21 protein-coding genes are annotated in these 23,765 nt (G+C 29.2%); 8 read left to right on the forward strand and 13 right to left on the reverse strand.

The window, feature by feature from the left end; all coding sequences use genetic code 11:
* Nucleotides 1–240 precede the first annotated feature (240 nt).
* Nucleotides 241–1,638, reverse strand: a complete 1,398-nt coding sequence (locus D1816_RS23695; RefSeq protein WP_232517383.1) for a glycosyltransferase — start codon at nt 1,636–1,638, stop codon at nt 241–243.
* 361 nt (nt 1,639–1,999) lie between these two features.
* Here D1816_RS23695 and D1816_RS23700 point away from each other — a divergent pair, with 361 nt between their 5' ends.
* A complete protein-coding gene (locus D1816_RS23700; RefSeq protein ID WP_118505959.1) occupies nt 2,000–2,428 on the forward strand; it encodes a DUF1801 domain-containing protein in 429 nt (142 codons plus the stop codon).
* 164 nt (nt 2,429–2,592) lie between these two features.
* On the forward strand, nt 2,593–4,083 hold the full coding sequence (locus D1816_RS23705) for a serine hydrolase (RefSeq protein ID WP_118505960.1): 1,491 nt from the start codon (nt 2,593–2,595) through the stop codon (nt 4,081–4,083).
* A gap of 45 nt (nt 4,084–4,128) precedes the next feature.
* Here the strand turns inward: D1816_RS23705 and D1816_RS23710 are convergent, their stop codons facing one another.
* From D1816_RS23710 to D1816_RS23770, 12 genes are all read right to left on the reverse strand, one after another.
* Nucleotides 4,129–5,046, reverse strand: a complete 918-nt coding sequence (locus D1816_RS23710) for an AraC family transcriptional regulator (protein WP_118505961.1) — start codon at nt 5,044–5,046, stop codon at nt 4,129–4,131.
* 24 nt (nt 5,047–5,070) lie between these two features.
* Nucleotides 5,071–5,829 carry an SDR family NAD(P)-dependent oxidoreductase gene (locus D1816_RS23715; protein WP_118505962.1) on the reverse strand — a complete coding sequence of 253 codons (759 nt, stop codon included), beginning with the start codon at nt 5,827–5,829 and terminating at the stop codon, nt 5,071–5,073.
* Between the two features lie 119 nt (nt 5,830–5,948).
* Nucleotides 5,949–6,494: a hypothetical protein gene (locus tag D1816_RS23720; RefSeq protein ID WP_147405045.1), complete on the reverse strand. Its 546-nt coding sequence runs from the start codon at nt 6,492–6,494 to the stop codon at nt 5,949–5,951.
* Between the two features lie 39 nt (nt 6,495–6,533).
* On the reverse strand, nt 6,534–6,968 hold the full coding sequence (locus tag D1816_RS23725) for an SRPBCC domain-containing protein (RefSeq protein ID WP_066313992.1): 435 nt from the start codon (nt 6,966–6,968) through the stop codon (nt 6,534–6,536).
* A 258-nt stretch (nt 6,969–7,226) separates the two neighbouring features.
* Nucleotides 7,227–7,703 carry a hypothetical protein gene (locus D1816_RS23730; RefSeq protein ID WP_118505964.1) on the reverse strand — a complete coding sequence of 159 codons (477 nt, stop codon included), beginning with the start codon at nt 7,701–7,703 and terminating at the stop codon, nt 7,227–7,229.
* A 96-nt stretch (nt 7,704–7,799) separates the two neighbouring features.
* Entirely contained in the window at nt 7,800–8,846 is a 1,047-nt protein-coding gene (locus D1816_RS23735; protein WP_233565245.1) for a succinylglutamate desuccinylase/aspartoacylase family protein, read from the reverse strand.
* Nucleotides 8,847–9,073: 227 nt separating this feature from the next.
* Complete coding sequence (locus tag D1816_RS23740; protein ID WP_118505965.1) at nt 9,074–9,760, reverse strand: CPBP family intramembrane glutamic endopeptidase; 687 nt, start codon at nt 9,758–9,760, stop codon at nt 9,074–9,076.
* A 68-nt stretch (nt 9,761–9,828) separates the two neighbouring features.
* Nucleotides 9,829–10,944 (reverse strand): AraC family transcriptional regulator, encoded by a 1,116-nt coding sequence (locus D1816_RS23745; RefSeq protein WP_118505966.1) that lies wholly within the window; start codon nt 10,942–10,944, stop codon nt 9,829–9,831.
* 234 nt (nt 10,945–11,178) lie between these two features.
* On the reverse strand, nt 11,179–11,718 hold the full coding sequence (locus D1816_RS23750) for an NADPH-dependent FMN reductase (protein WP_118505967.1): 540 nt from the start codon (nt 11,716–11,718) through the stop codon (nt 11,179–11,181).
* Between the two features lie 74 nt (nt 11,719–11,792).
* The gene (locus D1816_RS23755) at nt 11,793–12,395 is read right to left on the reverse strand and encodes a Crp/Fnr family transcriptional regulator (RefSeq protein ID WP_118505968.1); all 603 of its coding nucleotides are present in this window, start codon (nt 12,393–12,395) and stop codon (nt 11,793–11,795) included.
* Between the two features lie 433 nt (nt 12,396–12,828).
* Nucleotides 12,829–13,449 (reverse strand): hypothetical protein, encoded by a 621-nt coding sequence (locus D1816_RS23760; protein ID WP_118505969.1) that lies wholly within the window; start codon nt 13,447–13,449, stop codon nt 12,829–12,831.
* A 1,262-nt stretch (nt 13,450–14,711) separates the two neighbouring features.
* Nucleotides 14,712–15,836 (reverse strand): serine hydrolase, encoded by a 1,125-nt coding sequence (locus D1816_RS23770; RefSeq protein WP_118505971.1) that lies wholly within the window; start codon nt 15,834–15,836, stop codon nt 14,712–14,714.
* Nucleotides 15,837–16,094: 258 nt separating this feature from the next.
* On the opposite strand from D1816_RS23770, the gene D1816_RS23775 reads away from it, so the two are divergent.
* The 6 genes from D1816_RS23775 to D1816_RS23800 all read left to right on the forward strand — a co-directional run bounded on the left by D1816_RS23775 (nt 16,095) and on the right by D1816_RS23800 (nt 23,671).
* The gene (locus D1816_RS23775) at nt 16,095–16,334 is read left to right on the forward strand and encodes a hypothetical protein (RefSeq protein WP_147405044.1); all 240 of its coding nucleotides are present in this window, start codon (nt 16,095–16,097) and stop codon (nt 16,332–16,334) included.
* Between the two features lie 358 nt (nt 16,335–16,692).
* Nucleotides 16,693–17,415: an HNH endonuclease gene (locus D1816_RS23780; RefSeq protein ID WP_118506325.1), complete on the forward strand. Its 723-nt coding sequence runs from the start codon at nt 16,693–16,695 to the stop codon at nt 17,413–17,415.
* Nucleotides 17,416–17,448: 33 nt separating this feature from the next.
* Nucleotides 17,449–18,744, forward strand: coding sequence for a phospholipase D family protein (locus D1816_RS23785; protein WP_118505973.1), 1,296 nt, complete (start codon nt 17,449–17,451; stop codon nt 18,742–18,744).
* A gap of 205 nt (nt 18,745–18,949) precedes the next feature.
* Nucleotides 18,950–21,679, forward strand: a complete 2,730-nt coding sequence (locus D1816_RS23790) for an N-6 DNA methylase (RefSeq protein ID WP_118505974.1) — start codon at nt 18,950–18,952, stop codon at nt 21,677–21,679.
* Nucleotides 21,670–23,097, forward strand: a complete 1,428-nt coding sequence (locus tag D1816_RS23795; protein WP_118505975.1) for a restriction endonuclease subunit S — start codon at nt 21,670–21,672, stop codon at nt 23,095–23,097. Before D1816_RS23790 ends, D1816_RS23795 begins: the two co-directional genes overlap by 10 nt.
* A gap of 10 nt (nt 23,098–23,107) precedes the next feature.
* Entirely contained in the window at nt 23,108–23,671 is a 564-nt protein-coding gene (locus D1816_RS23800; protein ID WP_118505976.1) for a hypothetical protein, read from the forward strand.
* The last annotated feature ends 94 nt before the right edge of the window (nt 23,672–23,765 follow it).

Raw genomic sequence — 23,765 nt, forward strand, 5'->3', positions numbered from 1 at the left:
TAGAAAACTAAATGAAGTTAGGTTGTTTCTTGTTTTTTTATATAATTTTTGGAATTGGCTTAGCGATCTCTATTTATAGAGAGTAAACAACTATTTGCAATCGTAGTTTAATGAATGAGAAAACTGTTTCCCTCCTTTTTGAATATTTACGATTCATCTATTAATATCCTATAAATAAAAAGAGACTGCCTTTTAAGGTAGCCTCTTTACTAGGTTTTAAGATATAAATTGGTTGATATATTAAGATGATACAGCAATAACCTGCTGTTTTTTTAGTTGTTTTTTGGTTAAATCACGAGTTAACCAGCCACTTCTTCCTGCTGTGGCTATGGCATAAGGGGTGATCCAGAATAAGGTAAATGCGTAAAAAACACTATATGGGTATGCCCAAAATGCTTCAGATACACTATGTTTCTTAGCATAAAATATAGCTTGAATACTTGAAAAAGCCAAAATGCTTACTAGTGTAGAACTAAGGAATAATACTGGATACGTAACGATAAAAAATAGCATTAGTAATAGTCCAGGATATGCCATTGTCATTTTTAGCCATTGGTTTAGTAATAGTATTCTTGTACCACTTTTAGAACCATCTCTAAAATCAGTAAAAGCAAATTTACTCATTGCAATATTTTCACGAATATTACTTCTTTCCCAACGTATAAACATCTTTGATAGATTTTTATAACGCTCAGGAATGTTGGTGTAAACAAATGCATTACGTTGAAATAAAACTTTATAACCTTGCTTTAAAATCATATTGGTCATGGCTCTATCTTCTCCAATTTTTGACACTTGTCCCATAAAAGTTTGATTAATCCAATCCGGAAGACAATTAAAAACGGCTTCTTTACGGTAAGCAGATAACGCTCCTGGGGTACACAACACAGATCCTAATCTACTTTGTGCAGAACGTATAAACTCAAAACTAAATGCAAAGCTTACATTTAACATGCGTGGTATTAAAGCTTTATCTCTGTTTAATACACGTACATTTCCTGCTACTGCACCACAATTCTTGTCTACAATAAAAGGACTTGCCATAATACGTAAAGTATCTTTCTTAACGATAGAATCACTATCAACAGTTATAAATACATCTCCTGTGGCTAAGTTAAATCCACGATATAATGCATGTCTTTTTCCTTTGTTTTTTGGTTGTTGATAGATAGAAACACGGTTTCCTAATTCATTTTTTGCTTTTTTCATCCACTGCCATGTATCGTCCTGACTACCATCATCTATAGAAAGTATCTGTACTTTTTCAGCGGGATAATCACTTTCAGCTAAACTAATTAACGTCTTATAAACTAATTCACCTTCGTTGTATGCTGGTACTATTACTGTTAGAAGAGGTAGTTCACTATTAGAGATAGGTTTAATTACTTTATATCTTAGATATAAAAATAGTATGTAGATTAAAAAACTCACCTTAACGGCAAGTAGAGAAAAACCAACTACCATTAAGGTCATTCCCCAAGCGGTATTCATTCTTTCTAAATAGATTTCTTCAAAATAGGGTTGCAAAAAATAGAACGAAAATGCAGCACCAAACATTAATATAAAAGTTCCTAATAGAATTAAAGGAGATGAAGAGTTTGAAATAAATTTTTCTATACCGTTGCGGTCTTTGTTCATAATCATTAATTGTTTTATTAATACCTTTCTGGATAAAGCAATTGTAGTACCATTTTGAATATACTTGGAAAACAGTGTTTTAAGTAAAAGTGTTTATTGTAAAGTGTGAAGAATTTCCACAGGTGTGTAAAATCAACCCACTATTTTATGGGGAAAATGTAGTTGTTTTTTAACGTGAGAATCGCTAATTATAGTAGAACAACTTCATGATGTTTATAGGTGTAGAAATCTGCTAAAAATTAAATGATTTGGTATTTTCTATAAAAAACATACCTTTCTTACTACTATAAAAAACGTTTTTTTAAAAGATATACAAATGCAGCACTTATTATAAAAGATACATAGTGTAATTTGAAAACCAATGAAAGATTTACAAATAATAACGAACCCTGAAGTTAAATTGATTTTTGATAATTATCCGGACTCTATACGGAATAAAATGTTTAGCCTTCGTGAATTGATTATAGAAACTGCCAAAGAAATTGACGAAATAACTACGTTGGAAGAAACTCTTAAATGGGGTGAACCAAGTTATTTAACAAAGATAGGAAGTACGATAAGAATGGATTGGAAAACAAAAAAGCCAAATCAATATGCAATGTATTTTCAATGTACAAGTAGATTAGTAGAGACTTTTAAAATGATTTTTAAAAACACTTTTGATTTTGAAGGAAAAAGAGCTATCATCTTTCAAATGGAAGACGATATTCCTGCCGAGGAATTGAAATTTTGCATAAAAGCAGCTTTAAGATATCATACCGTAAAACATTTACCAACCTTAGGAATATGAGAAAGAAGGAAAAAGTGTTTTTTTAAGGTAATAAAATGGAATAATTTTGTTATTTCTCGAATATCATTCTGCAAAAAATGTTTGTTACTCTTGTATAACAATGTGTTACTAAATAATTAAAGATTTAATTGTAATTTAGGTGTGTTCAATTAATCAATCAAAAAATGGGGTCACTAAAAAAGATAGTAATATTATGTTTGTTTACAGCATGTTTTTTTTCTTGTAAAATAGAAGACAAACTAGAAACTAAAACGAACATCTATAAAGAATTTTTGAATAAACTTCAACAGAAGGGGATAACAACGGGAAACATACTGGTATACAAAAAAGGAGAAGTTGTTTTTAAAAATAGTTCGGGATTAAGAAGCATCAACCCTAAGGATTCTTTGACTTTAGATTCGAAATTTCGTCTAGCATCTGTGAGTAAACAGTTTACAGGTATGGCTATCATGAAACTAAAAGAATCTGGTAAGCTAGATTATGATCAAAAAGTAAATACCATTCTTCCCGAATTTCCATATAAAGAAATTACAGTTAGGCACTTGTTACACCATACCTCTGGGTTAACCGATTACGAAAGGTTAATCGATCAGAATTGGAAACCTGAAGACTCTACTAAAAGATACATTTTAGGAAACGATGAGATTATCAAAGAAATGTATAGGGTAAATCCAGAATTAGATTTTAAAACTGGAGAAAAATGGGAATATAGTAATACAGGTTATTTGTTTTTAGCGTCTATAGTAGAAAAATTATCAGGACAACATTTTAGTGAATTTTTGAAAGAACAAATTTTAGACCCTTTAAAAATGAACAACTCTATTTTGTATAAATATCAAGAGGCTGCAGATGTAAACATGCCAAATCGCGTTTTTGGTTACCGAAAGGCGTTGAATCAAAAAGATTTACAACTTAATGATTATAATATTGTCAACGATGTAAGAGGTGATGGGGGTATTTACTCAACATTAGAGGATTTGATGAAATGGAATATTGCACTTTCTAATCATACAATTATTCCAAAAAAGTATTTAGACGAGGCATTTACACCAGGAAAATTAAACAATGGAGAAGAAACTAACTATGGTTTTGGCTGGTTTATAGAATCCAAAACCAAACCAAGAATTGTTTTTCATTCTGGAGGTTGGGTAGGTTTTGGTACTTATTTATATAATGAAGTCGATGCCGAAAATGGGTTTATTGTATTAACTAATAATTCAAATAATAATTTTCGGGATATTGTGATTGGTTTTGCGAATATTAATAGAAATGAAGCGTACAAGATTCCAAAATTTAAAGGAGAAACGGTTTTAGCCGAAAAAATATTAAATGAAGACATTGATAAAGGTATTGCTTATTATCACGAAATAAAAAAAGATACATTAACCTACGAAGTGAAAGAAAGTAATATTAATCAATTGGGGTATCAGTTATTACAAAATGGTAATTTAGAAGAGTCCTTGAGAATATTCAAATTAAACATAGATGAATATCCAAACTCAGCAAATGTGTATGATAGTTATGGTGATGCACTATTAGAAAAAGGGGATTCTATACGGGCTTTAACGAATTTTAAAAAATGTTATGCTATGGATAATACTTTGGACTACGCTAAGGATAAAGCAGACAAATTAGAAGAGCAGCTTAAAATGTAATAGTTAATACTTAATCATACTAATATTGCTAGTAGCATCAGATATTCAATTAAAAGATTTTCTAAATTCTAAAGGCGACATTTCTGTTTTATTTTTGAAAAGTTTAGTAAAAGATGTAGGGTGTTCAAAACCCAAATTGTAAGCAATTTGGCTTACCGAAAGTAATGTGGTTGATAATTGATCTTTAGCTTCTTCTATCAATTTATTATGAATATGTTGTTGCGTGCTTTGTCCGGTGATCGATTTGAGCATACTACTTAAGTAATTTGAAGAAAGGTTTAAACGATTAGCAGTCCATAAAACTGTAGGTAAACCTTTTTCAATCAAATTCTCGTCCTTAAAATAATCAGATAAAACGTTCTCTAACTTATTTAATATTTGATGGTTCGAGATCTTACGAGTTATAAATTGTCTTTCGTAGAATCGTTCGGCATAATTGAGTAGTAACTCTAACTGTGAAATAACTATTTTTTGGCTAAATTTATCAATATTAGATTCATATTCGCGCTTTATATTGTTTAAAAGATCTGTGATCATTACTTCCTCTTTTTCAGAAAGAAAAAGTGCCTCATTTATGTTGTAACCAAAAAAAACATAGTGTTTTACTTGTTTGGCAAAAGGTGAATTCCATAAAAAATCCGGATGCACTAATAACAACCAACCTGAGGGTTTACTATTTTTAATATTTGGATTGCTACCTAAACTCATAACTTGATTGGGGGCAACAAAAGTCATTAAGCCTTGGTCAAAATCATATTCTTGTTGACCGTAAAAGAATTTATGTGCAACATTACGCTTTAACCCAATAGTATAATAATCTTGTCTCCATTTCAAATTATCAATATCTGATGGATATTTTACTTTACTATAATCTATTAAACTAATTAATGGATGTTCAGGAGCACTTATACTAGCTAGGTTGTGATAATCGCTAATTTTTTTGAAATGTTTTAATTCTTTCATCAGTATAAATTTATGTAAAAGATATTACACTAACATCCCTCCAGATACTTCAATTCTTTGACCATTAATCCAACTTGCTCTATCAGAACATAAAAAAGCTACAGTGCCGCCAATATCTTTGGCTTCACCAACACGACCTAATGCTGTAATATTGGCTATAATGTTTCTTTTTTCTTGATTATCTCGATTACTTCCCCCGGCAAAATCGGTGGCTATAGCTCCAGGAGCGATAACATTGGCTGTAATTTTGCGTGCACCTAATTCTTTTGCCAAATAACGTGTAAAGACTTCTATACCACCTTTCATCATAGCATATGCAGACATGCCTGGTAAACTAAAACGGGCCAGGCCACTAGATATATTAATAATTCTTCCTCCTTCATTTATATAAGACAATGCTTTTTGGGTTAAAAAATATACGCTTTTAAGATGTACATTTATCATTTCATTGAATTGCTTTTCTGTAGTGTCGGATATCAAATTAAATGCCCCGGTACCAGCATTATTAATTAGAAAATCAAAATTGGGGCTACCAGTTTCTTGTTTTAAATAGTCTATGGCATTAACAATAAATTGTTGTCCGCTTTTGTAGTCATTTGCATCAAAGTGAAAAGCGATGGCTTTTTGACCAATTGATTTTATTTCTGAAATAACTTCTTTTGCTTTATCTTCATTACTGTTATATGAAAAGATAATATCTACTCCGTCTTTGGCAAGATTAATTGCCATATCTCTTCCTAGTCCTCTAGTTGCTCCTGTAATAATTGCTGTTTTTTGAGTCATTTTTTATATTGTGTTTAATTACAATACAAAGTTGAATCAAATTGTGAAGTCATAATGTGCCAAATCTATGATAGTCCTATCCAAATCTAATATTTTAGATAAATCCAAAACTTCATTTTTTATTTACAATCAGATTGAGTTTTTTTATTTTTCCATTGGATCCAAAACTCCTGTAACCCTTCAGGTGTTTTTGTAATTTTGCTGATATCCAAGGTATGGCCTTCCAGAGTGACTCCTTCAAGTTCTTTTTTTCTTTTATTTAGCGCAGGGGCATGATTCCAGCCTCCAACGTGGTCAAAAGAAGTATAAGCTTCGCATTTGGAGTTAACAGAGGTAAAAGGAATGAAAAGATAATAAACTACTTTTCCACTTCCCATTCCTTGAGTTGTCATTTTGATAGAAGAAAAATCTACTTTTTTATAGTTTTTTTCATGATAAAGTTCTTTTAGTTTGTCCCCTACATTTCCACTCATTTTATTAGAAAATTGATGCGCAATATCCTGACCGTTTATAAATTCGGGTCCTGTATATGCTCCACTACAACCATTTTCGGTACATTCTATTCTGTTTTTTTCTTGAGTTTGCGTTTCTAGATTTTTCTTTTGATATTTTTCACAACTCAATTGAAAGAAACTAATGAGATAAATGCATGTTAGTAGTTTCATATGCTGGATTAAATTACAACCAATATTGGTTTAGGTTTTTTATTTTTCTAAATAATCTTTTAGACTCTTTTTTATGAACCATTTCCAACCTTGTAAACAACTTTCTCTTTTGAATTCCTCAATATTTTGAGGAAAATCTTCTGTCACTTGATGAGTCAATGTTAATTTAGAGACTTCTTTATCTTGAGATAAATCAAAGACCACAACCGAATCTCCTTGGTATCCTTCATACTTCCAATTGTACGCTATTCTTTTTTCGGGATCAACTTCTACGATCTTCCAGATATGAGGAAATATCCTACCTTCATTTTTAATGATAAAACGTGTTTCAAATCCAACTTTTGGTTCAAAAGATGGTATATTTTTAAAAAACCATTCTTTCATACGATTTAATTCAGTTATCGCACACCAGATTTCTAGTAATGAAACATTAAAAGTCTGTTCAATAACAATAGGATCATCGGTATTTTTCATTTTTTGAGAATCATTTGTATTGGTTATTTCAAAATGGATTGTAATCGTTGTTGTTAATTTATTAATAAAATTTGTTTTAAGCTACTGTTACAGTGGTTAATTCATTTGTACAAATATGAAGTAATGATTGAATTTTTGAACCAAGTAATAATTCGAATTACTTATTTAAAAAATGCGGGCCAAGAAACAATATCGATTATATGAAATTGCGATAACTTTTCAATTAAGTTTTAAATCCCTGTGTCTACTGATACAGATCTAACTTTTTTTTTCATTTGTAGTGATAACAAAAATTATTAAAGGTGATTCTCCTATGTTTTTTATACCATGAAATCCTTTTCCCATCATAGTAGTAATATTTCCTTTTACCACCTCATGTTTTTTTTCGGGACTTTCCCAACTGTCCTTTTCTAGGTACTGACCAACACCTTCAAGAATAACATAAATTTCTTGTTCATTTCTTGAGCCATGTGTATGAAACCCAATTGAATCATCAGAAGTAGGTAATATCATATAAGCTCCAATTCGGTTATTAACTAATTCTCCTTCAGCAAACATTTGAAGTAGATAAACAACACCTTCTCCTCCATACATTTGGGGGCGTTTATCATATCGAATTGCTTCTCTTGGGGAATCACCAAAATGAATAGTTCGTATGTTTAAATACTTTGTTATAAGGGAATCTATATAAGCTTTTTCACTTTGAGATACATCTTCTCTTTTTGATGTTGTCATATTTTGAAATTTGGTTTGTCTTACTTCTAAATCATTTAGTAAGAATATTATTCAAGTGGTTAATGATATTGTCAAATACACCGTTTGTGAAAATCTTTAATTATCTTCAAAAGAGCTAATACACATAATTGTATCATCTATGTTCACGGGTGGCGTGGCTAGCATATACAATATAACACCTTCTTTTGTGGCCTTATATTCCTCGAGAACTTTTCCAAATTCATCAGATGTATAACCTATAATTTCATCTTTGGTAACAAGATCACCAGCTTTATGCGAACTATAAAAAATCCCTTGAACATTAGATTTAATATATTCTTGACTATTTCTGTAAATGATGTCTTTATGCGGCTCAGTTGCTTTTGGATACATATCCATAGTAAACAGCATGTTATAAATCGCATTTTTAATTAAATCTACATTCTCTTTTTGTACGTTACCTAATTTACCACATTCGATACTCAAAGCAGTCTTACCATCTTGTACCGCTTGTTTAAAAACATATTTTGCTGGATCTTTATCTGAGATGTTATAAGGATAGGAAACAACGTATTGAAAACCACTATTTTCAGATAGTGTTTTTGCTAATGCGGTTTGATTTTGTTTTTTCTTATTATTATAATAACAAACAAAGGGAAGTAAATCTTCACAGGCATCACCTCCATGTACATCTAGAAAAACATCGCTAACAGGAATTACATTTTGAGTAATAAAATATGCTATTTGTTCTGTGATACTACCATCCTTATTACCCGGAAAAGCATTATTTAAGTTTTTTTGATCCTGAGGATTGATAAATGGTGTTCGTGTAAAAAATGATGCGGTATTTGCTATAGGAATAATTATCAGGGTACCCTTTAGTTTTTTAACATCAATTTGATTCAAAAATTTCTGTACAGCAATAATTGGTGGATATTCATAACCATGAACACCGGCAACTATTGTAAAAACAGGACCATCAATTGCTCCTTTAATAATTGAAATAGGTAAAGAGCCTTGATTACCATAATTATCATTAAACTCAATCTTCATATGATTCTTTGTTGATCGAATTTCGTTGCGAAAAGCTTTGTTGAATCTATTTTGAGCAACAACATTATTTATGGTAAGAATGATAACTAAAATTGAAAAGATTTTGGACATGTCGATTTGAAATTATAGTTGGGATTTTTGCTAATGGTATTGTTTATGAAGAGTAGTGGGTTTTAAGTGCTAATTTTTACATAAAAATTGACCGTAAATTTATACAATTCATTTTTGTCTAAATACTTTAACCCCTATTTTATAAATATGTTGTTAGCTACTGGCTTTAAGCAGTTTTTAATAAATTACATTTTTAAAGTGAATTGTACATGTTCAACGATTGTATGTTATAATGCTTTATAATAAATCAATAAAAACATAACAAAATCAACTAAAAAATGTGTAAACATTACCAAGCCAGTTGATTTTTGTTTATCTGCAATGTAACTATACGCTATCGAAATAAGGATATAGGGTAGTATTAATTTTAATGGTAAAAAATGCACGATTGAGAATAATATTCCGATAATTAGGTAGCTTACAATTTTAGAGTATTTTCTGTTGGTGATATTTTGCATAAAACCTCTATAAGTAACTTCTTCTACCACACCTGCTGTAAGTGCTAATCCTAACAAAAGAGGGATAGCCGTTATAGCATTGTAATTTGAAAATGTATTTATAAGCTCTAATTGTGGTGTGCTTTCTATTTTAAAAATTATATAACTAAAGTATATCATCATAAAGGTAAACAGGCCTAAACCTATGATGCTTAATACATTTTTTTTATCTAAAATATTAAACTTGAACCTTATTTGTATATCGTCTTTATTTGTAAATAGATTCCATTTAGTAATAATTTTCCAGTAGAGATAAAGTGTAGCCAAAACTACTATTAAACCCACACCATACTCTGGAAAATATTCTAGGTTAAGTTGTATAATTATTTGATTAATGGTTATTATTGGGTATAATAAAACAATGTTTAAAAATAGAGCTTTTAACCAAGCAGGAGTTTTTTGCCAAACTTTTTTCATGATACTATAAATTTTAATTTGAAACAAAAGTATTGGCAATCAAAAGTATAGACGTCCTTTTAATATTATTAGGACGTATTTTTAGTTAAATTTCTAAAAGCACTCGGTGTTTGCCCTGTTTTATCTTTAAATATTCTATTAAAAGCAGATTTACTATTAAAACCGTTATCATAGGCAATAATCATAATTTGTTCTGTAGATGTTATGAGCTCTTTTTTTATTGATTCAACTCTATATGTATTTATTAAATCGTAAAAATTATCAAACTCGCTGTACTTAATTATCTCTGTTAACTCTGTGGATTTAATACTTAGGTAATTTGAAAGTTTAACTAGCGAGAGGTTTTCATCTTGATAATATTGACTTGTTTCTAGCACCTTTTTTAACTCATTTAATTTTTCTTTAAATTGTTCTATTGGTTTGTCATCTTGTTTTGAAATATTTGTTTCAGGTATACTAACATAATTTTGCGATATAACATTTGAATTAAAAATCAGTGAAAATAATATCTGAATGATAACCATAAAACTTAAAAACAGCTTAATATTAATTACGGGATACATATAATTAAGAAAGTACAGTATAATTGGAATTAAAAAAAGAAAAATCCATATGCTATGAAACTTTAAAATCCAATTTGCATTTATGTTTTTTAGGCTAGAAAAATGATTATAAAGAATAGTGTTGAACTTTTTTAGCTCCCTAATACTTTTGCCAAAGTAAACGGTGGATACTGTAATTACTGCTAGGATAAAAACCAAAATATCTATGGCAAAAAGAGATTTTTTATCGCTGATATTTCTGTCAATTTTCGCGTATTGTTCTAAAATTAATTCATCGGGCACAGATGAATAACTAAGTAATGAAAGTAACACTCCTATTATGAATGGAAGAAAATGAAGTAATACTTTAAATTTAACCGTAGTGTTGCGTAGTAATGATTTTGAATATAGCCATAGAAACACACTGTCCAGCAACAAGAGATTTTGATCTAACATTAATAATATCGGAAATCGTAATGATATATCTAAGTCTTTTAATATAAAAAACACAATCCTAATAGCCCAAAACATATTAATTAAAACGGCTATTTTAGTAGAGATAAGTTTAAAGTTTCTTCCTTTCAACAATTGAAAAATTGCTAATAGATTAATTCCAATACCTATTCCTAAAATAATTTTCATTTTTATTTATCCAGCTTGTAGCTAATATCTCGTACAAGAAATGTACGACAAGTGATAAACACCTGTGTTTTGATTTATAACAGCGCTAAATATAAATATTGTGCTTTATTTTTTACTCATAAACGGCAAATTTTATAGTTGGCGACTTTCAAAATAGGACACAGCACTTTTGATTAAATGCAAAGGCACTATGTTTTTTCTGTATTGTTAGCAATGGTTTTTAACTCGATTAAACTATATATGAGTTATTTTTTGCTCAAAAAGTCGAATTTTTTGATTTAACTCTTCATTTAATTCATTATTCGAAATTGTATTTTCTGTAAAATTGTCATAAAAACTAGCTAAAGAAAAGTCTGCGACTACGTCACCACCTAAATACGGAAAATAGGTCTTAGCAGATTGTAGTACAGTAGCTCCGCCTCTGGCACCTGGTGAAGTAGCTAATAACAGTAGGGGTTTATCTTTCCAAACTTTAATATCTATTCTGGATAACCAATCTATAGTATTTTTAAAGGAAGAAGTATATGAGCCATTGTGTTCTGCTAATGAAATTACTAGTCCATCTGTTGAAGCAATCAGGTTACTTAATTTTTTTACATTTTCTGGAATTCCATTTTCGGTTTCTAAATCTACTCCATAAATTGGTAGTTCAAAATCGTTTAAATCTAAGATACTTACTATTGCATTTTGAACTTTATTGGCTGCGTAGGTAGCTAGTAATTTGTTTATAGAATTTTTACTATTACTTCCTCCTAATGCTATTATTTTTTTCATGATATATTTTGTTATTTTTTATTAAACAAAGAACAGAAACTTTGTTTACTGAAAAAATAATGTACATTAAGAAATTATATAGAAGATATTCTTTTTCGTAATACACTCAAAAATTCTGGTGTAACTCCTATGTATGAAGCAATGTCTTTTTGAGAAACTCGATTAACTAAAGAAGGATATTTTTTAACAAAATTAAAGTAACGATCTTCTGCACTTAACGAAATGTTTTGATCAGATCTACGAATATAGTTAGCCAAAGATTTTTGATATAAGATTCTGTAAAAACGTTCAAATTTTGGTATTTTTTTAAATAACAAGTCATAATTTTTTCTTGAAATCTTTATGACTTCAGTTTCTTCAAGCGCTTGAATAAAATAACTTGATGGTTGTTTTGTTAAAAAACTCGCTATGTCTCCAGTCCACCAATCCTTAATAGCAAACATAGAAATATGCTCAACTCCTTTGTCATCGATACTATAAACCTTTAAACAACCTTTAACGATAAAATATTCATCTTTTACAACTTCTCCAGGTTTTAATATAAAATCTTTTTTTCTAATTACCCTTTGTCTTAACAGAGAAATATATAAGTTTTGTTCTTCCAGATTTAAGTCTATAAAACGACTAATGTTTTTTAAAATTAATTCGTATGAAAACGGTGTCTTACTCTCTTTCATTAAAATAGATGTGAAAGTTTTATTTATACTTAATACTAACGTTTAATTTATGTGTCGTAGCAGGGCGAAATTTTACCAAGCCATCGATTTTTTCTTCGCATTGGTTGCCAGTTTTTCCTTTTTGCATGCATTGCGTCTTACCAAATATACAAGAACCATTCGATTGATCCCTTAGCGGTTATGATCAGATATATAGTGTTGTGTGTTCGTTATTTTTGGGTTCCTTCTAAGGTTTTTTGTAAATCTGAACTTGTTTTTTTGTCAATTATATCTGTTAGTTGACCACTTTCAAAATCGTACTTTTTGATTAAAGTGGGCTCATTATATTCCTCGTATTGTCCATAATCATTTTTATCAATTCCAAATCCTATAATCAGATTTTGACTATTATTTATGAATTTACAATTACAAAGTTAAGTACTACAGCATTCAACTACTTATAGCCGTTGTTGTGTTGCGTTTTTAATTCTGTTATCGCTTTTTCTAATTTTGTTGATAGCTGTTTTTCTAAACCAAGTAAATCCGAAGTCATTAATCTAATTGTACTTATAAGGTCTGCTATTTTCATAGAAGTATTTATACCTATGGCTTTATTCAAAATAGATGTTCCAAAATCGAGATAAATATCTTGAAAGTAGTAGATATCGGATAATTTTTGTACTAATTCTATATCAAATTCTTTTATTAACCCACTAGTTTTAGCTGTTTCAAATGCTGTTTTTTGAAGTCTAGCAAAATTAAAACCCGTCCAACCTTTAATTTCTATATGCTTAAATTCTGCCTCTGTAAAGTTTGAATACATTTTCTTTTCACTTAAAGTGGGAACTATACTATCCATTTCGATTTTAATGTTTTCGTGGTATGATATATGGTCTTTAAGTAATTGTCTATTCAGTTCTAATTCTTTAATAATTAGGTTCACAGATTTTTCTTTCTCTTTTTTCGTTTTATTGTCCGCATTAATATTGCTGTAATACACTCCTAAAAATACCCCAAAAGCAACGATTATAATTTCGACAAGGTATTTTAAAATACTTTTTAAAGTTTTATTCATTTTTATTTTAATGTATTTTGTTCAAATGACATGCAACGTTTACTATATGTGTCGTAGCAGAGTAAATTGTTACCTTGTTTTTGATTTTTCTGCGTATTGATTGCTAACTTTTCTTCTTAGCAAACATGGTGTCTAATCAAAAATCCAACAACCAACCGATTAATCATTAATCTGCTATGATCACATATGGTATTAGAGTACGTTTATTGTGTTTTCCTTTTCGTTTGAATTCAAATTTATCTTCCCACAAGCATTTTTTCATTCAGTTTTCCACTTGCATGTGGTTTATCAAAACTCTCTTTCAGTTCTAATTTTCAACTTCCGATTTCGCTCTGCTTTTATTCAAATAGAGTAATAGTGTTATAATCAAAATTGGTACAATAACACAAATCACTACAGATGCTTGCACATAATTCAATCCAATATGTTCAAACCAGTTTAAAAAGTCTACGGATAGATTAAATAATTTATCTGAGAAAATTTCGAAATCAGGTATAATTAAAAATAATATCAGAATTAAAACTAGAAAACCGAAAATTAGGTGTTTTTTATTCAGAATTTTGCTTATCAAGAAAATGAAAAAAGCGGGAATTATTATAAAATAGACAATAATATTTACCTCACGATATGTAAGTCCAGTAAGTGCTGAAATCCATTTAAGAAGTTTGTAAATTAAGTCAAAAATTTCATTCATTATTCAAATGTGCTCTAACGTTTAGCTATGCGTATTGCGAAAGCAGAAAACTACTGATTTTTGAGTTAGCACTTAGCCAAAGTCTATATTTTGTTTTTATCTTTTCTAAAATACTAAACTTTAGACTTTGACGACAAACCAAACAGAAAATGACTTTTCGAATTGTCTTAAAACCGCCTTATTTGCTTTATATATTGTTAGCTATTGTTTATTTACCTAATTAAAACTACAAATAATATCAGACAAATAATAAATATTACGATTTTCCAAAAAACAGCTTCTTGTTTTCTATCTTTATTTTTAATAATGTTAGATTTTTTTTGTGTTTAGAAAAGTCATTTTTTAAGGGGTCTAGTTTAATATGTAGAGACTTTTTTCTTAAATAGCTTCTTTGAAGAAATTTTCGTGTAACTTACGTCTACTTGGAGTATTCTAAATTACCTACAACGTTTTTGGCTATGATTTCGTTGTATAACTCATCCGCAGGATTATCTCACGGTAGAAATCAACCGTTGATTAATATTTTTATTTTGGTTTAGCGCTAAGTCACAATGAATTATAGTCATTGTTACCTGTATTTACTTTTTTTGTTTAAATATTTAAATAATTCAAACCCAAAATCATCTGCTTGATCCTCATTGGTAAAGGTAATCAGTCCCCATTTTGCATTTAATTCAATTAAGAAAAGACTTGTGAACCCTTCATTGTTTCCGATATGGCCGTAAATCGGATTACTCAAAAAGTCAAATTTATGTTTAGCAAAGCCTAATGTCCAATTTTGAATTCCGACTTGGGTAAACCATTCAGATTCTGGAGTTTTAATTTGGTCTGTAAACAGTTCCTTGTAACTTTGTTCGGTCAAACCATCTTTATTCATTAAAGCAATTAGCCATTTTGAATATTCATTTGCTTCTGAGTGAATAGCGGAAGCCGCATTGAATTCTTCCGCCATCTTTTTAGTGGGTAATACTTTACCATTTTTATGAGGTTCGGCTTTGTGAGATAAATTGTAGTTATCTTGCACAAATTTGGTATGGTTCATTCCTAAAGGTGCTGCAACTTTTTCCTGAAAATATGCTTCTAATCCTTTATAGTCCGTTTTAAGAATTGACTCTATTACCTTTACCAAGTACTGATATCCTTCCCCAGAATATCCGAATTCAGTTCCCGGGTCAAATTGAATCTCAAGATTAGATTCCCCTCGCCAATTTGGAAATCCAGTTGAATGGGAAAGTACCATTCGTGCTGTGATGGTTGTATATCTTTCATCTTGATAATTTATTCCCTGATATTCGTAGTTAAGATATTCAAATAGTGGTTTGTCCAATTCTAATTTTCCATCTTCAACCAGGTGCATTACTAGATATGCAAATATAGGTTTTGAAATGGACGCACCTTCAAATAGAGTTTGACTGTCAACAGTTTGCTTTTTCTGGTTATTGGTATATCCTTTTGTAATGCTATAAACAATCTTGCCTTTATTTATAATTGCCAAAGAGAGTCCAGGTATATTCATTTCATTCATGCGTTGATTTATGAATGTCTCTAATGAGTCAATAGAAATCCTTTGGTTATTTATATTCTTAATACCCGAAAAATCCTTGACATTCAAGTTTTGATTGGGAGTGTTTTTACAGGACAAAACCCAAAAAAGTATAAGAGGCAAATAAATTATTCGTAATAAAGATTTCATAATAGATTTTTAATTACAATGAAATTACATTTGATAGCGAGATTTACGCTTATGAAATTAAAGGTAAAAACTATATATGTGTAAAAGTAAATATATTTTTATTATAGAAACTTTGTCTAGTGAATTCTTAATAATAGCCAATATATCATAAATAGTACGTGCGTAAAACGTTTCGTTTATTACTTGTATAGTAATGTTACGCAAAAATTGAATATTAAAAGAGAAAGTGAAAGTAGAAACCTTAAAAAGCTTTTTAAGATGATCCCTAAAAATGAGTTTTACTTTACCTCATCCTATCGATACAAGAATGCTTTACATCACAATAAATTGATAAGTCAGCATGCAGAGGTGTCCAAAGAAATAATAAATGGGGTGATATCGGTTGATGTAAGGAAAAGAGAAGATGATGAGGTGTTTATGTCTTTTACAACTGTACGAGCCAAGAAGCTAATTAGGTATATACTATCTATTACTAATGCAAAGAAAAAGGTACTGTAAAATGATATAAATCTTTATGCAATACGTTGCGCACGGCAACTGCCAAAAGCTTTACTATGATTTAAAAAAGTGCAACAAAAAGTGCAACAAAAATTTTAAAGACTTAAAGGGTGCGGGTTAAGTGTTTGTTTTTTAGGTTTTTACTTTGATTAAATCGTGTTGCACTTTTTGTTGCAGTCGCGTATTGTAGCACTTTTTTTAACAATTCTTGGTAATGACTGTAAAATAATGTCTAAATTTAGAAAGTAAACACATAACCCCTGTGTCCGAATTATATATTTGGGCAGAGGGGTTATGTGTTTATGTAGAAACTTTATAACGGATTATTACAACAAAATTGGAAAAAAGCCCTAACCTAATGAGAAAGATTACGAATGAAATGGTTGAAAAAGCTTTTGAAATTGGAAAGAAAATATATCACAATCAATTATCTCGAAAAGAAGGAATTTCAATTCTTGAAAAAATGGGGATGAAAGAAAGCTCAGCTCATGATTATATTTATAGCTACTTTAATTTAATTCAAGGAAAACTATTTACACGAACAACAAGTGCTTATGGAACGGAATATTTTCTTGAAAGGATTTACAATGAAAATGGAATAAGTGGACTTAAAAACGCTTTACTTGCTCTATCACAACATTTCGATTATTATGAAGAAATTTCAGGGGGTTCAATAAAGAAAAGAAAAGAAATTTATAACCGTTATTATGATTTAGTAAAGGATTCTTATGATAATTCTGTTTATGCAGATGAGGTAGATCCAAATCAAAAATATTCTGAAGGTAAAACAAAACAGGTAGTTGTTAATAATTATGAGCGTAATCCAATTGCAAGAAAAAAATGTATCGAACATTTTGGATTGGATTGTCAGGTATGTGGTTTTAACTTTGAGGAGAAATTTGGTGAACTAGGAAAAGACTTTATTCATGTTCATCATAAAGTGGATATTGCATCTATAGGTAATGAGTATTCTATAAATCCGATAACTGATTTAATTCCTGTTTGTCCCAATTGCCATTCTATGCTGCACAAGAAAAAACCGTCCTATTCGATCGAAGAATTAAAAAGTGTATTGAAGTAAATACTGTTTAATTGATGTTTAGAAAAATGAAATATGAAAGAAAAGATAATACTTAATCCAATTTCTAAAGTCATAAAAGAAAGCATTAGTAATGCAAGCAAGAAAATAAATATAGCAGTTCCATTTATAAGTCCATTTGCACAAAAAATAATCAAACAAGAAGTTATACTTAGTACAGTAGATAAACGATTAATAACGAGGTTTGATGAAAACAATATTAATACATTTGATTTGCCTACTCTTGAATATTTAATTGATTGCGGATTCCAAATTTGTTACAATAATAGGATTCATCTTAAATTATATATAACTGACAGCAAAACATTTGTAACTTCTTCCAATTTAACTAAAGGTGGTTTTGAAAATAATATTGAGTTGACAGTTGATGTAGAGTCTAATAATTTTGCAAATTGCCAGCAAATATTTGATGACTTATGGGAACAATCAAAAAATAACTTAATTACTAAAGCTATATTAAAAAAGAATTATGATAAGTATGAGGTTCTTTTAAAAAGACAAAAACATAAAACAGAAAAAATCCCAGAGGTAGGTGAGATCTTCCGATTAGGCACATTAGATGTTCGGAAGCTTATTGACGAAGTGTTTAATTCAAACGAAGATTACTCAAACCACATAAAATTATCTGGTGTAGCAAATAAATCAAGAAACCAGATTAGAGATAGATTAAAAAGCAAAGGTTTTAATGCTATATGCTTTTATGCTCCTGAAGGACATTCAAGGAGATATAAAAATTTGTTTTATGACTTTTCTTATGGAATTGAATCAAAATTGGCAGGAACTGGTTTAAGAGAGTCTCAATTTAGAGCTGTATTCGAACACTCAGATTTTAAGAAAGTCATATCATATGTGTATCCAGAGTCTATAGGTTTAGAACCTTGGAATTTCGAAGATGAAAAATCCCGCCTCAATTTTTGCAACGGACTTTTTGATTTCAGGATACCACAGTATGCTGAAGCATTACCTATTAGATTGGCTTCTTATTTTTACCCTCAATATTTTGTTTCGATTTTTCGACTAAGTCATATGCAAAAAGTTTGTGATGAATTAGGAATAAATACGGAAGCTAAAACTAAGGGGGAAAGGTTGTACGCATATAGTACATTTTTGAGTAATATAATGAGAGATATTCCATATGACAGTTATATTAAATCTGTAATGATTTATCAAATTCTTTACTCTATAGAGCTTTTTAGACGAATTGAAGTGGGTGAAGATTACGATGAAATTTTAAATAGTTATAAAAAACAGTGGATGAAATACTATATCGAAAAAGGAAAAGTAATATTAAAAAGAATTAAAGCTATTTAAAAGATAGAATTAAGACTTATTGTGGTGTGTTATGGAGTGCTTTTAGAAGAATTTTTTTAATATCAATAGGTGAAGTAATCTTCTGATTAGTGAATGATTTTTTGGGTGTCACAAATGAAATAGTAGAAAATGATTAGTACATTAGTGCTTTGAATTAAAATTAAAAAAAAGGAAAAATAGATTCTAAAAAAATGAATCAGAACCAATGAGTGATTGGAAAATATTAACTAAAGAAAAACTTGCCAAAAGCAAGAATAAGGTTGCCAAAATCGACCTAGAAAAAGAAAAAGTTGAGTATTCTAAAGATATTACAAAACCGAAAATTGAAAAACTAGGACCAGAAGAAGTTGTTAGAGCTTTTTTGGTTGACAAACTTGTAAATGAACTTGGTTACTCTGAGAAAAATATAGAACTTGAAAAATACTATGTAAGAGATAGTATTGGAAGAGAAAAGCAAAAGAATAAAGACGATTCAGCTAGAATTGATGTTATAGTTAAAGACAAGCTTGGAAATCCTTTTTTATATATTGAAGCAAAAGCACCTGATAAATTTGAAGATGGTCAAAAAGACATTAAAGGTCAGCTTTTCGAACTTTCTGATTTAGAAGAAAAACAGAACAAAACAAAAGTTAAATATCTTGTTTACTATTCCTTTGATACAAGTGAAGAACTTGCTGATCGTATGTATCTCATTGAAAAAGACGAATACAAAGAATATGATGATTGGTTAGAGGGAAAAGATAAAACTTTTGGTTTAGAAATTCCTTACAATTATGGAAAACCTAAACTTAAAGAACGAGTAAAGGATGAAGATGATTCTGACCTGCTTTCTATTTCAGAATTCAAGATGTCTGAAATTAGAAGAAACATTCATAACACACTTTGGAGTTCTGGAGTTGAAGATAATGAAGCTTATATTTTCTTAGTTAAATTCTTGTTGACTAAAATTTATGACGAAGATGAAACCGCAGAAGATGAAAAATATCAATGTCAGATTTACGATAAAGATTATGATGATGAAACAAAATTTTTTGATCGTATAAACAAATGTTATAAAGATGCTCTTCAAAACAAATTAAACTATACGGAAGAAGATTTAAAAAATGTAGGTAACATTTTAACTACAGAAAAAATATCAATTCAGAGTTTATATTTCCTTGTAAAAGAGCTTCAAAACTATTCTTTCTCTAAAAGTATTAGAACACAGAAAAAAGATATTTTAGGACACTTTTTTGAAGAAACAAACAGAGAGAAGTTTAAACAATCAAAAGGACAATTCTTTACAACAACCAACGTAGTTGACTTTTTAGTTTATGCAATGAAAGTTGACGAATTAGCAATTAAATGTTTTGAAAAAGATTATTCCTTACCATATATCATAGATCCTAGTGCAGGAAGTGGAACTTTTTTAATCGAAGCAATGAAAATTATTACCAAAGAATTTTCTAAACATGATTTTAAGTTAACCAACACAAAAAAGAGTAAACTTAAAAAGCTTTTTCCAGAAGAAAAACCAAACGATTGGGCAGAACAATATATTTACGGAATAGACAACTCATATAGCTTAACTGTTTCCACAAAAGTAAACATGATACTGCATGGAGACGGAAGCAGTAACACTTTCAAAGATGATGGTCTTAAAAGCCTTCAAACCTTTTCAAAGTATACAAATACGAAGTTAGCAACTTATGAAACAGGTCATAAAGTCTATAACAAAACAAAAGGGAACATTGGAGTAAATGAACAATTTGATGTAATTATTTCGAATCCACCTTTCAGCGTAAATATAAACGACTCAAAAGAAGAAGTAGATAAATATTATTTATTTGGAAAGAAAAAGAATTCCGAAAACTTGTTTTTAGAACGATATTACCAACTTTTAAAAGAAGGGGGGAGATTAGGGGTTGTTTTACCTGAAAGTGTCTTTGATACTACGGAAAATAAATACATTCGTTTGTTTTTGTTCAAGTATTTTAAAATAAAAGCAGTAGTAAGTTTACCACAAATAACATTTGAACCTTTTACTTCAACCAAAACAAGTATTCTTTTTGCTCAAAAAAAGAAAGTAGCAGAAATTGAAAAATGGAACATTAAATGGGATAAGTTTGGTAAAGAATGGAGTTTGCTTAAAACAAGAATGAGTAGTTATGTTCAATTTTTTACAGAAGATAAAAAACTCAATAAAAAATGGGCAAAAGATGTGGTTTCTGATATTGAGAAAAATAATACCAAAAACATTCTAAAAAATATACATAGATTTTTAAAAGATTACCTAACCAAGGAAGATAAAGTCTTAAAAATAAAAGAACTTCTAACTAAATATAGTTCTGAAATTACTGATTTATCTAAGTACGAAAAAGAAACAGAAGTATTTGGATTCTATAACGCTTGGTGGGTTTTTGGAGAAGTCGCCAAAGAAATGGATATTGATTATGATATTTTTATGGCAGAAGCCGAAAATGTAGGTTACAAAAGAACCAAAAGAGGAGAAAATCCAAGACCAAACGATTTGTTTGATATAGAATATGCTCCAAAAAAATTAGAATGCTCTGCAATAATTGACAATTATGATAATAAAATTAAGACATACGAAGATGATCAACTAGAAGCTAAAACAAAAAAAACAGCTATAGAAGCAAAAAAGAAAACAGCTAAAACGAAAAAATCAATAAAGAAATTTGAAACGGAAATTGAAGAACTAAAAACGAAAATTGAAGAACTTAAAGCCGAAAAAGAAACAGTTATTGAGATTTTGGCTATCTATTATGAGAATGATATTTTAAAAGCGGAATATGATGAAAGAACAGACATCGATTTAATAAACCATTTTGATAAAGGACTTTTAGAAAAGCACAGATGTAATGATGTCTTATTAAGAAAAAAAGAAACCCATAAAATTTTAGATTCAATTAGAAAAGAAGTCATATGGGAGTAAAAACTACAACATTTAAGTTTAGTGATTTTTCAACTCACAATTTAGTTAGAGTTGACTTTAAATATTTGAATTTCAAAAAAAACATCGAGTTAGATTATAATAAATTTTATAAAGTAAAAGATGTTTTAAAATCATATTATAAAGGTTTTGCTTTTAAAGGGAAGGATTTTTCTGAGGAAGGAAAGATTTATGCTATTAAAGGGGATTCTTTTAATCAAGATTTTTCTATTGATTATCAAAACTGTTCCTTTTTACCGGATGATTTTTATTCTAATGGAATCTATGATCGCTTTAAAGTAAATAAAAATGATATTATTATTTCCCTTGTTGGGAGTATTGGGAAAATGGTTGTCGTAAATGACGACAAGAAATCATTATTAAATCAAAATAATATTGCTTTACAATTAAATCAAGATTTTTATAACATTAAAATTTTTTCATATTTATTAAAACAAAAAATAAAAATTTTAGTAGATAATGTATACAATGGTGCTGGTTATTCATTTTTAGCTATTGATGACTTATTTGATATTAAATTACCCGTAATTAAAGATGAGAAACAAGAAATAATACTAAAGAAAATAGAACCTTTAGAAGTAGAAATAAAGCAATTAACTTCAAAAATAAATTCTCAACAAGAAATCATTAATACCGTTTTTACAGATTTTTTCAGCATTGATTTAATCAAAGCGAAAGAGGTTGATTCTAAAAACATTTTTCAATTATCATTAAGTGAAATTTCATTTAGAAACTCAAACTTTAGAAATAGTTCTAGATGGTTTAAAGTTCAAAGGATTCAGGAATTCTTGTATAAAGATATTGATTGTATTGAAAAATTAGGAACTTACATAACTAAAACTAAAAATGGTTGGAGTCCAAATTCGCAAGAAGGAGGGGATGGTACACCTATTCTAGGCCAAGAGCATTTTAATACAAATACAACCTTAGAGGTTTCTCCATCTAAAACAACGATTAAAACAAGAGAAAACATTAAAGACTTTTACATAAAAAAAGGAGACTTTTTTGTTAGTAGGGGAAATACAATTGATTTAGTTGCTTTAGCTTCTATTGTAAAAGATGAAGTTGCAGAAGGTGTTTTATTTCCAGACTTATATATTAAGCTTGAGTTTGATGTTGAAATTATTGATGAGGAATATTTAGCCTATTTGTTTAATTCATTTTTTGGTAGATATTATTTTAAATATGTTTCTAAAGGTAAAAACCAAACAATGGTAAAAATATCTTCTACAGAACTAGATAACTTTTACATTCCAATTCCTGATAAAGACAAACAAGTTGAAATAGTAAGTAAAATAAAAACACAAATAAACGCTCAAAAAGAAATTGACAAGAGAATAGGAGAGAAACAAGCAGAAATAAGTGCGATAATAGAAAAAGCGATACAAGAATCTAGTTGAAAAATAATGAATGGGTAAGCTTTTTAATATAAATAAAACAGAATGGGAAAATCACTCCTTAATTCATAACACAATTGATAAGTGGTTGTTTTATGCAGAAGGTTATAAAATTGCTTCAGAATTAATAGAGAAAGAGTTGATAAAGACTCTTAAAGACAGAGATTCTTTAATATATCCTTTGATGTATTTGAATAGGCATTATCTCGAATTAAAACTTAAGGAAATAATTGTTGAAGGAAATTATATTCTGGATAATAAGCATTTTATGCCTAAAGGCGGACACGATTTAATGACACTTTGGATTGAATCTCAAAGAGTTTTAGTTAAAGTGTGGAGGGGAGAGTATGATAAACCATCAGTTAGAATTTCAAATAAAATTAAGGAATTTCATAAGGCTGATTTAAAATCTGACGGATTTAGATATCCAGTGAATAAAGAGGGCGAAGATAACCTAATAGAATTTCAAAGAATCGATTTTAAAAGCTTCATAAATGAGTTTTCCGAGGTGAAAGAATATATGGAAGAAATTACAGATGGATTATATTATCTCAAAGATGAAAAAGATAGTATCTGATGTTTTAATGATGTAAAAGCTAAATAGATTTTTGAACATCATTATAGGATTTTTCAGGATGCTATAATAATACACTACCCCAAAGTGGACATAT

Source organism: Aquimarina sp. AD10 (genome assembly GCF_003443715.1).
GTDB classification, from domain to species: Bacteria; Bacteroidota; Bacteroidia; order Flavobacteriales; family Flavobacteriaceae; genus Aquimarina; species Aquimarina aggregata.

Excerpts from the sequence above, each read along its gene's own strand:
- D1816_RS23710 (WP_118505961.1), bottom strand. The coding sequence starts at position 5,046 with ATGAAAGAATTAAAACATTTCAAAAAAATTAGCGATTATCACAACCTA.
- D1816_RS23755 (WP_118505968.1), bottom strand. The coding sequence starts at position 12,395 with ATGAAAGAGAGTAAGACACCGTTTTCATACGAATTAATTTTAAAAAAC.
- D1816_RS23720 (WP_147405045.1), bottom strand. The coding sequence starts at position 6,494 with ATGAAACTACTAACATGCATTTATCTCATTAGTTTCTTTCAATTGAGT.
- D1816_RS23740 (WP_118505965.1), bottom strand. The coding sequence starts at position 9,760 with ATGAAAAAAGTTTGGCAAAAAACTCCTGCTTGGTTAAAAGCTCTATTT.
- D1816_RS23730 (WP_118505964.1), bottom strand. The coding sequence starts at position 7,703 with ATGACAACATCAAAAAGAGAAGATGTATCTCAAAGTGAAAAAGCTTAT.
- D1816_RS23750 (WP_118505967.1), bottom strand. The coding sequence starts at position 11,718 with ATGAAAAAAATAATAGCATTAGGAGGAAGTAATAGTAAAAATTCTATA.
- D1816_RS23705 (WP_118505960.1), top strand. The coding sequence starts at position 2,593 with ATGGGGTCACTAAAAAAGATAGTAATATTATGTTTGTTTACAGCATGT.
- D1816_RS23780 (WP_118506325.1), top strand. The coding sequence starts at position 16,693 with ATGAGAAAGATTACGAATGAAATGGTTGAAAAAGCTTTTGAAATTGGA.
- D1816_RS23785 (WP_118505973.1), top strand. The coding sequence starts at position 17,449 with ATGAAAGAAAAGATAATACTTAATCCAATTTCTAAAGTCATAAAAGAA.
- D1816_RS23715 (WP_118505962.1), bottom strand. The coding sequence starts at position 5,829 with ATGACTCAAAAAACAGCAATTATTACAGGAGCAACTAGAGGACTAGGA.
- D1816_RS23700 (WP_118505959.1), top strand. The coding sequence starts at position 2,000 with ATGAAAGATTTACAAATAATAACGAACCCTGAAGTTAAATTGATTTTT.
- D1816_RS23795 (WP_118505975.1), top strand. The coding sequence starts at position 21,670 with ATGGGAGTAAAAACTACAACATTTAAGTTTAGTGATTTTTCAACTCAC.
- D1816_RS23695 (WP_232517383.1), bottom strand. The coding sequence starts at position 1,638 with ATGAACAAAGACCGCAACGGTATAGAAAAATTTATTTCAAACTCTTCA.
- D1816_RS23745 (WP_118505966.1), bottom strand. The coding sequence starts at position 10,944 with ATGAAAATTATTTTAGGAATAGGTATTGGAATTAATCTATTAGCAATT.
- D1816_RS23790 (WP_118505974.1), top strand. The coding sequence starts at position 18,950 with ATGAGTGATTGGAAAATATTAACTAAAGAAAAACTTGCCAAAAGCAAG.
- D1816_RS23800 (WP_118505976.1), top strand. The coding sequence starts at position 23,108 with ATGGGTAAGCTTTTTAATATAAATAAAACAGAATGGGAAAATCACTCC.
- D1816_RS23735 (WP_233565245.1), bottom strand. The coding sequence starts at position 8,846 with ATGTCCAAAATCTTTTCAATTTTAGTTATCATTCTTACCATAAATAAT.
- D1816_RS23770 (WP_118505971.1), bottom strand. The coding sequence starts at position 15,836 with ATGAAATCTTTATTACGAATAATTTATTTGCCTCTTATACTTTTTTGG.
- D1816_RS23725 (WP_066313992.1), bottom strand. The coding sequence starts at position 6,968 with ATGAAAAATACCGATGATCCTATTGTTATTGAACAGACTTTTAATGTT.
- D1816_RS23760 (WP_118505969.1), bottom strand. The coding sequence starts at position 13,449 with ATGAATAAAACTTTAAAAAGTATTTTAAAATACCTTGTCGAAATTATA.
- D1816_RS23775 (WP_147405044.1), top strand. The coding sequence starts at position 16,095 with ATGATCCCTAAAAATGAGTTTTACTTTACCTCATCCTATCGATACAAG.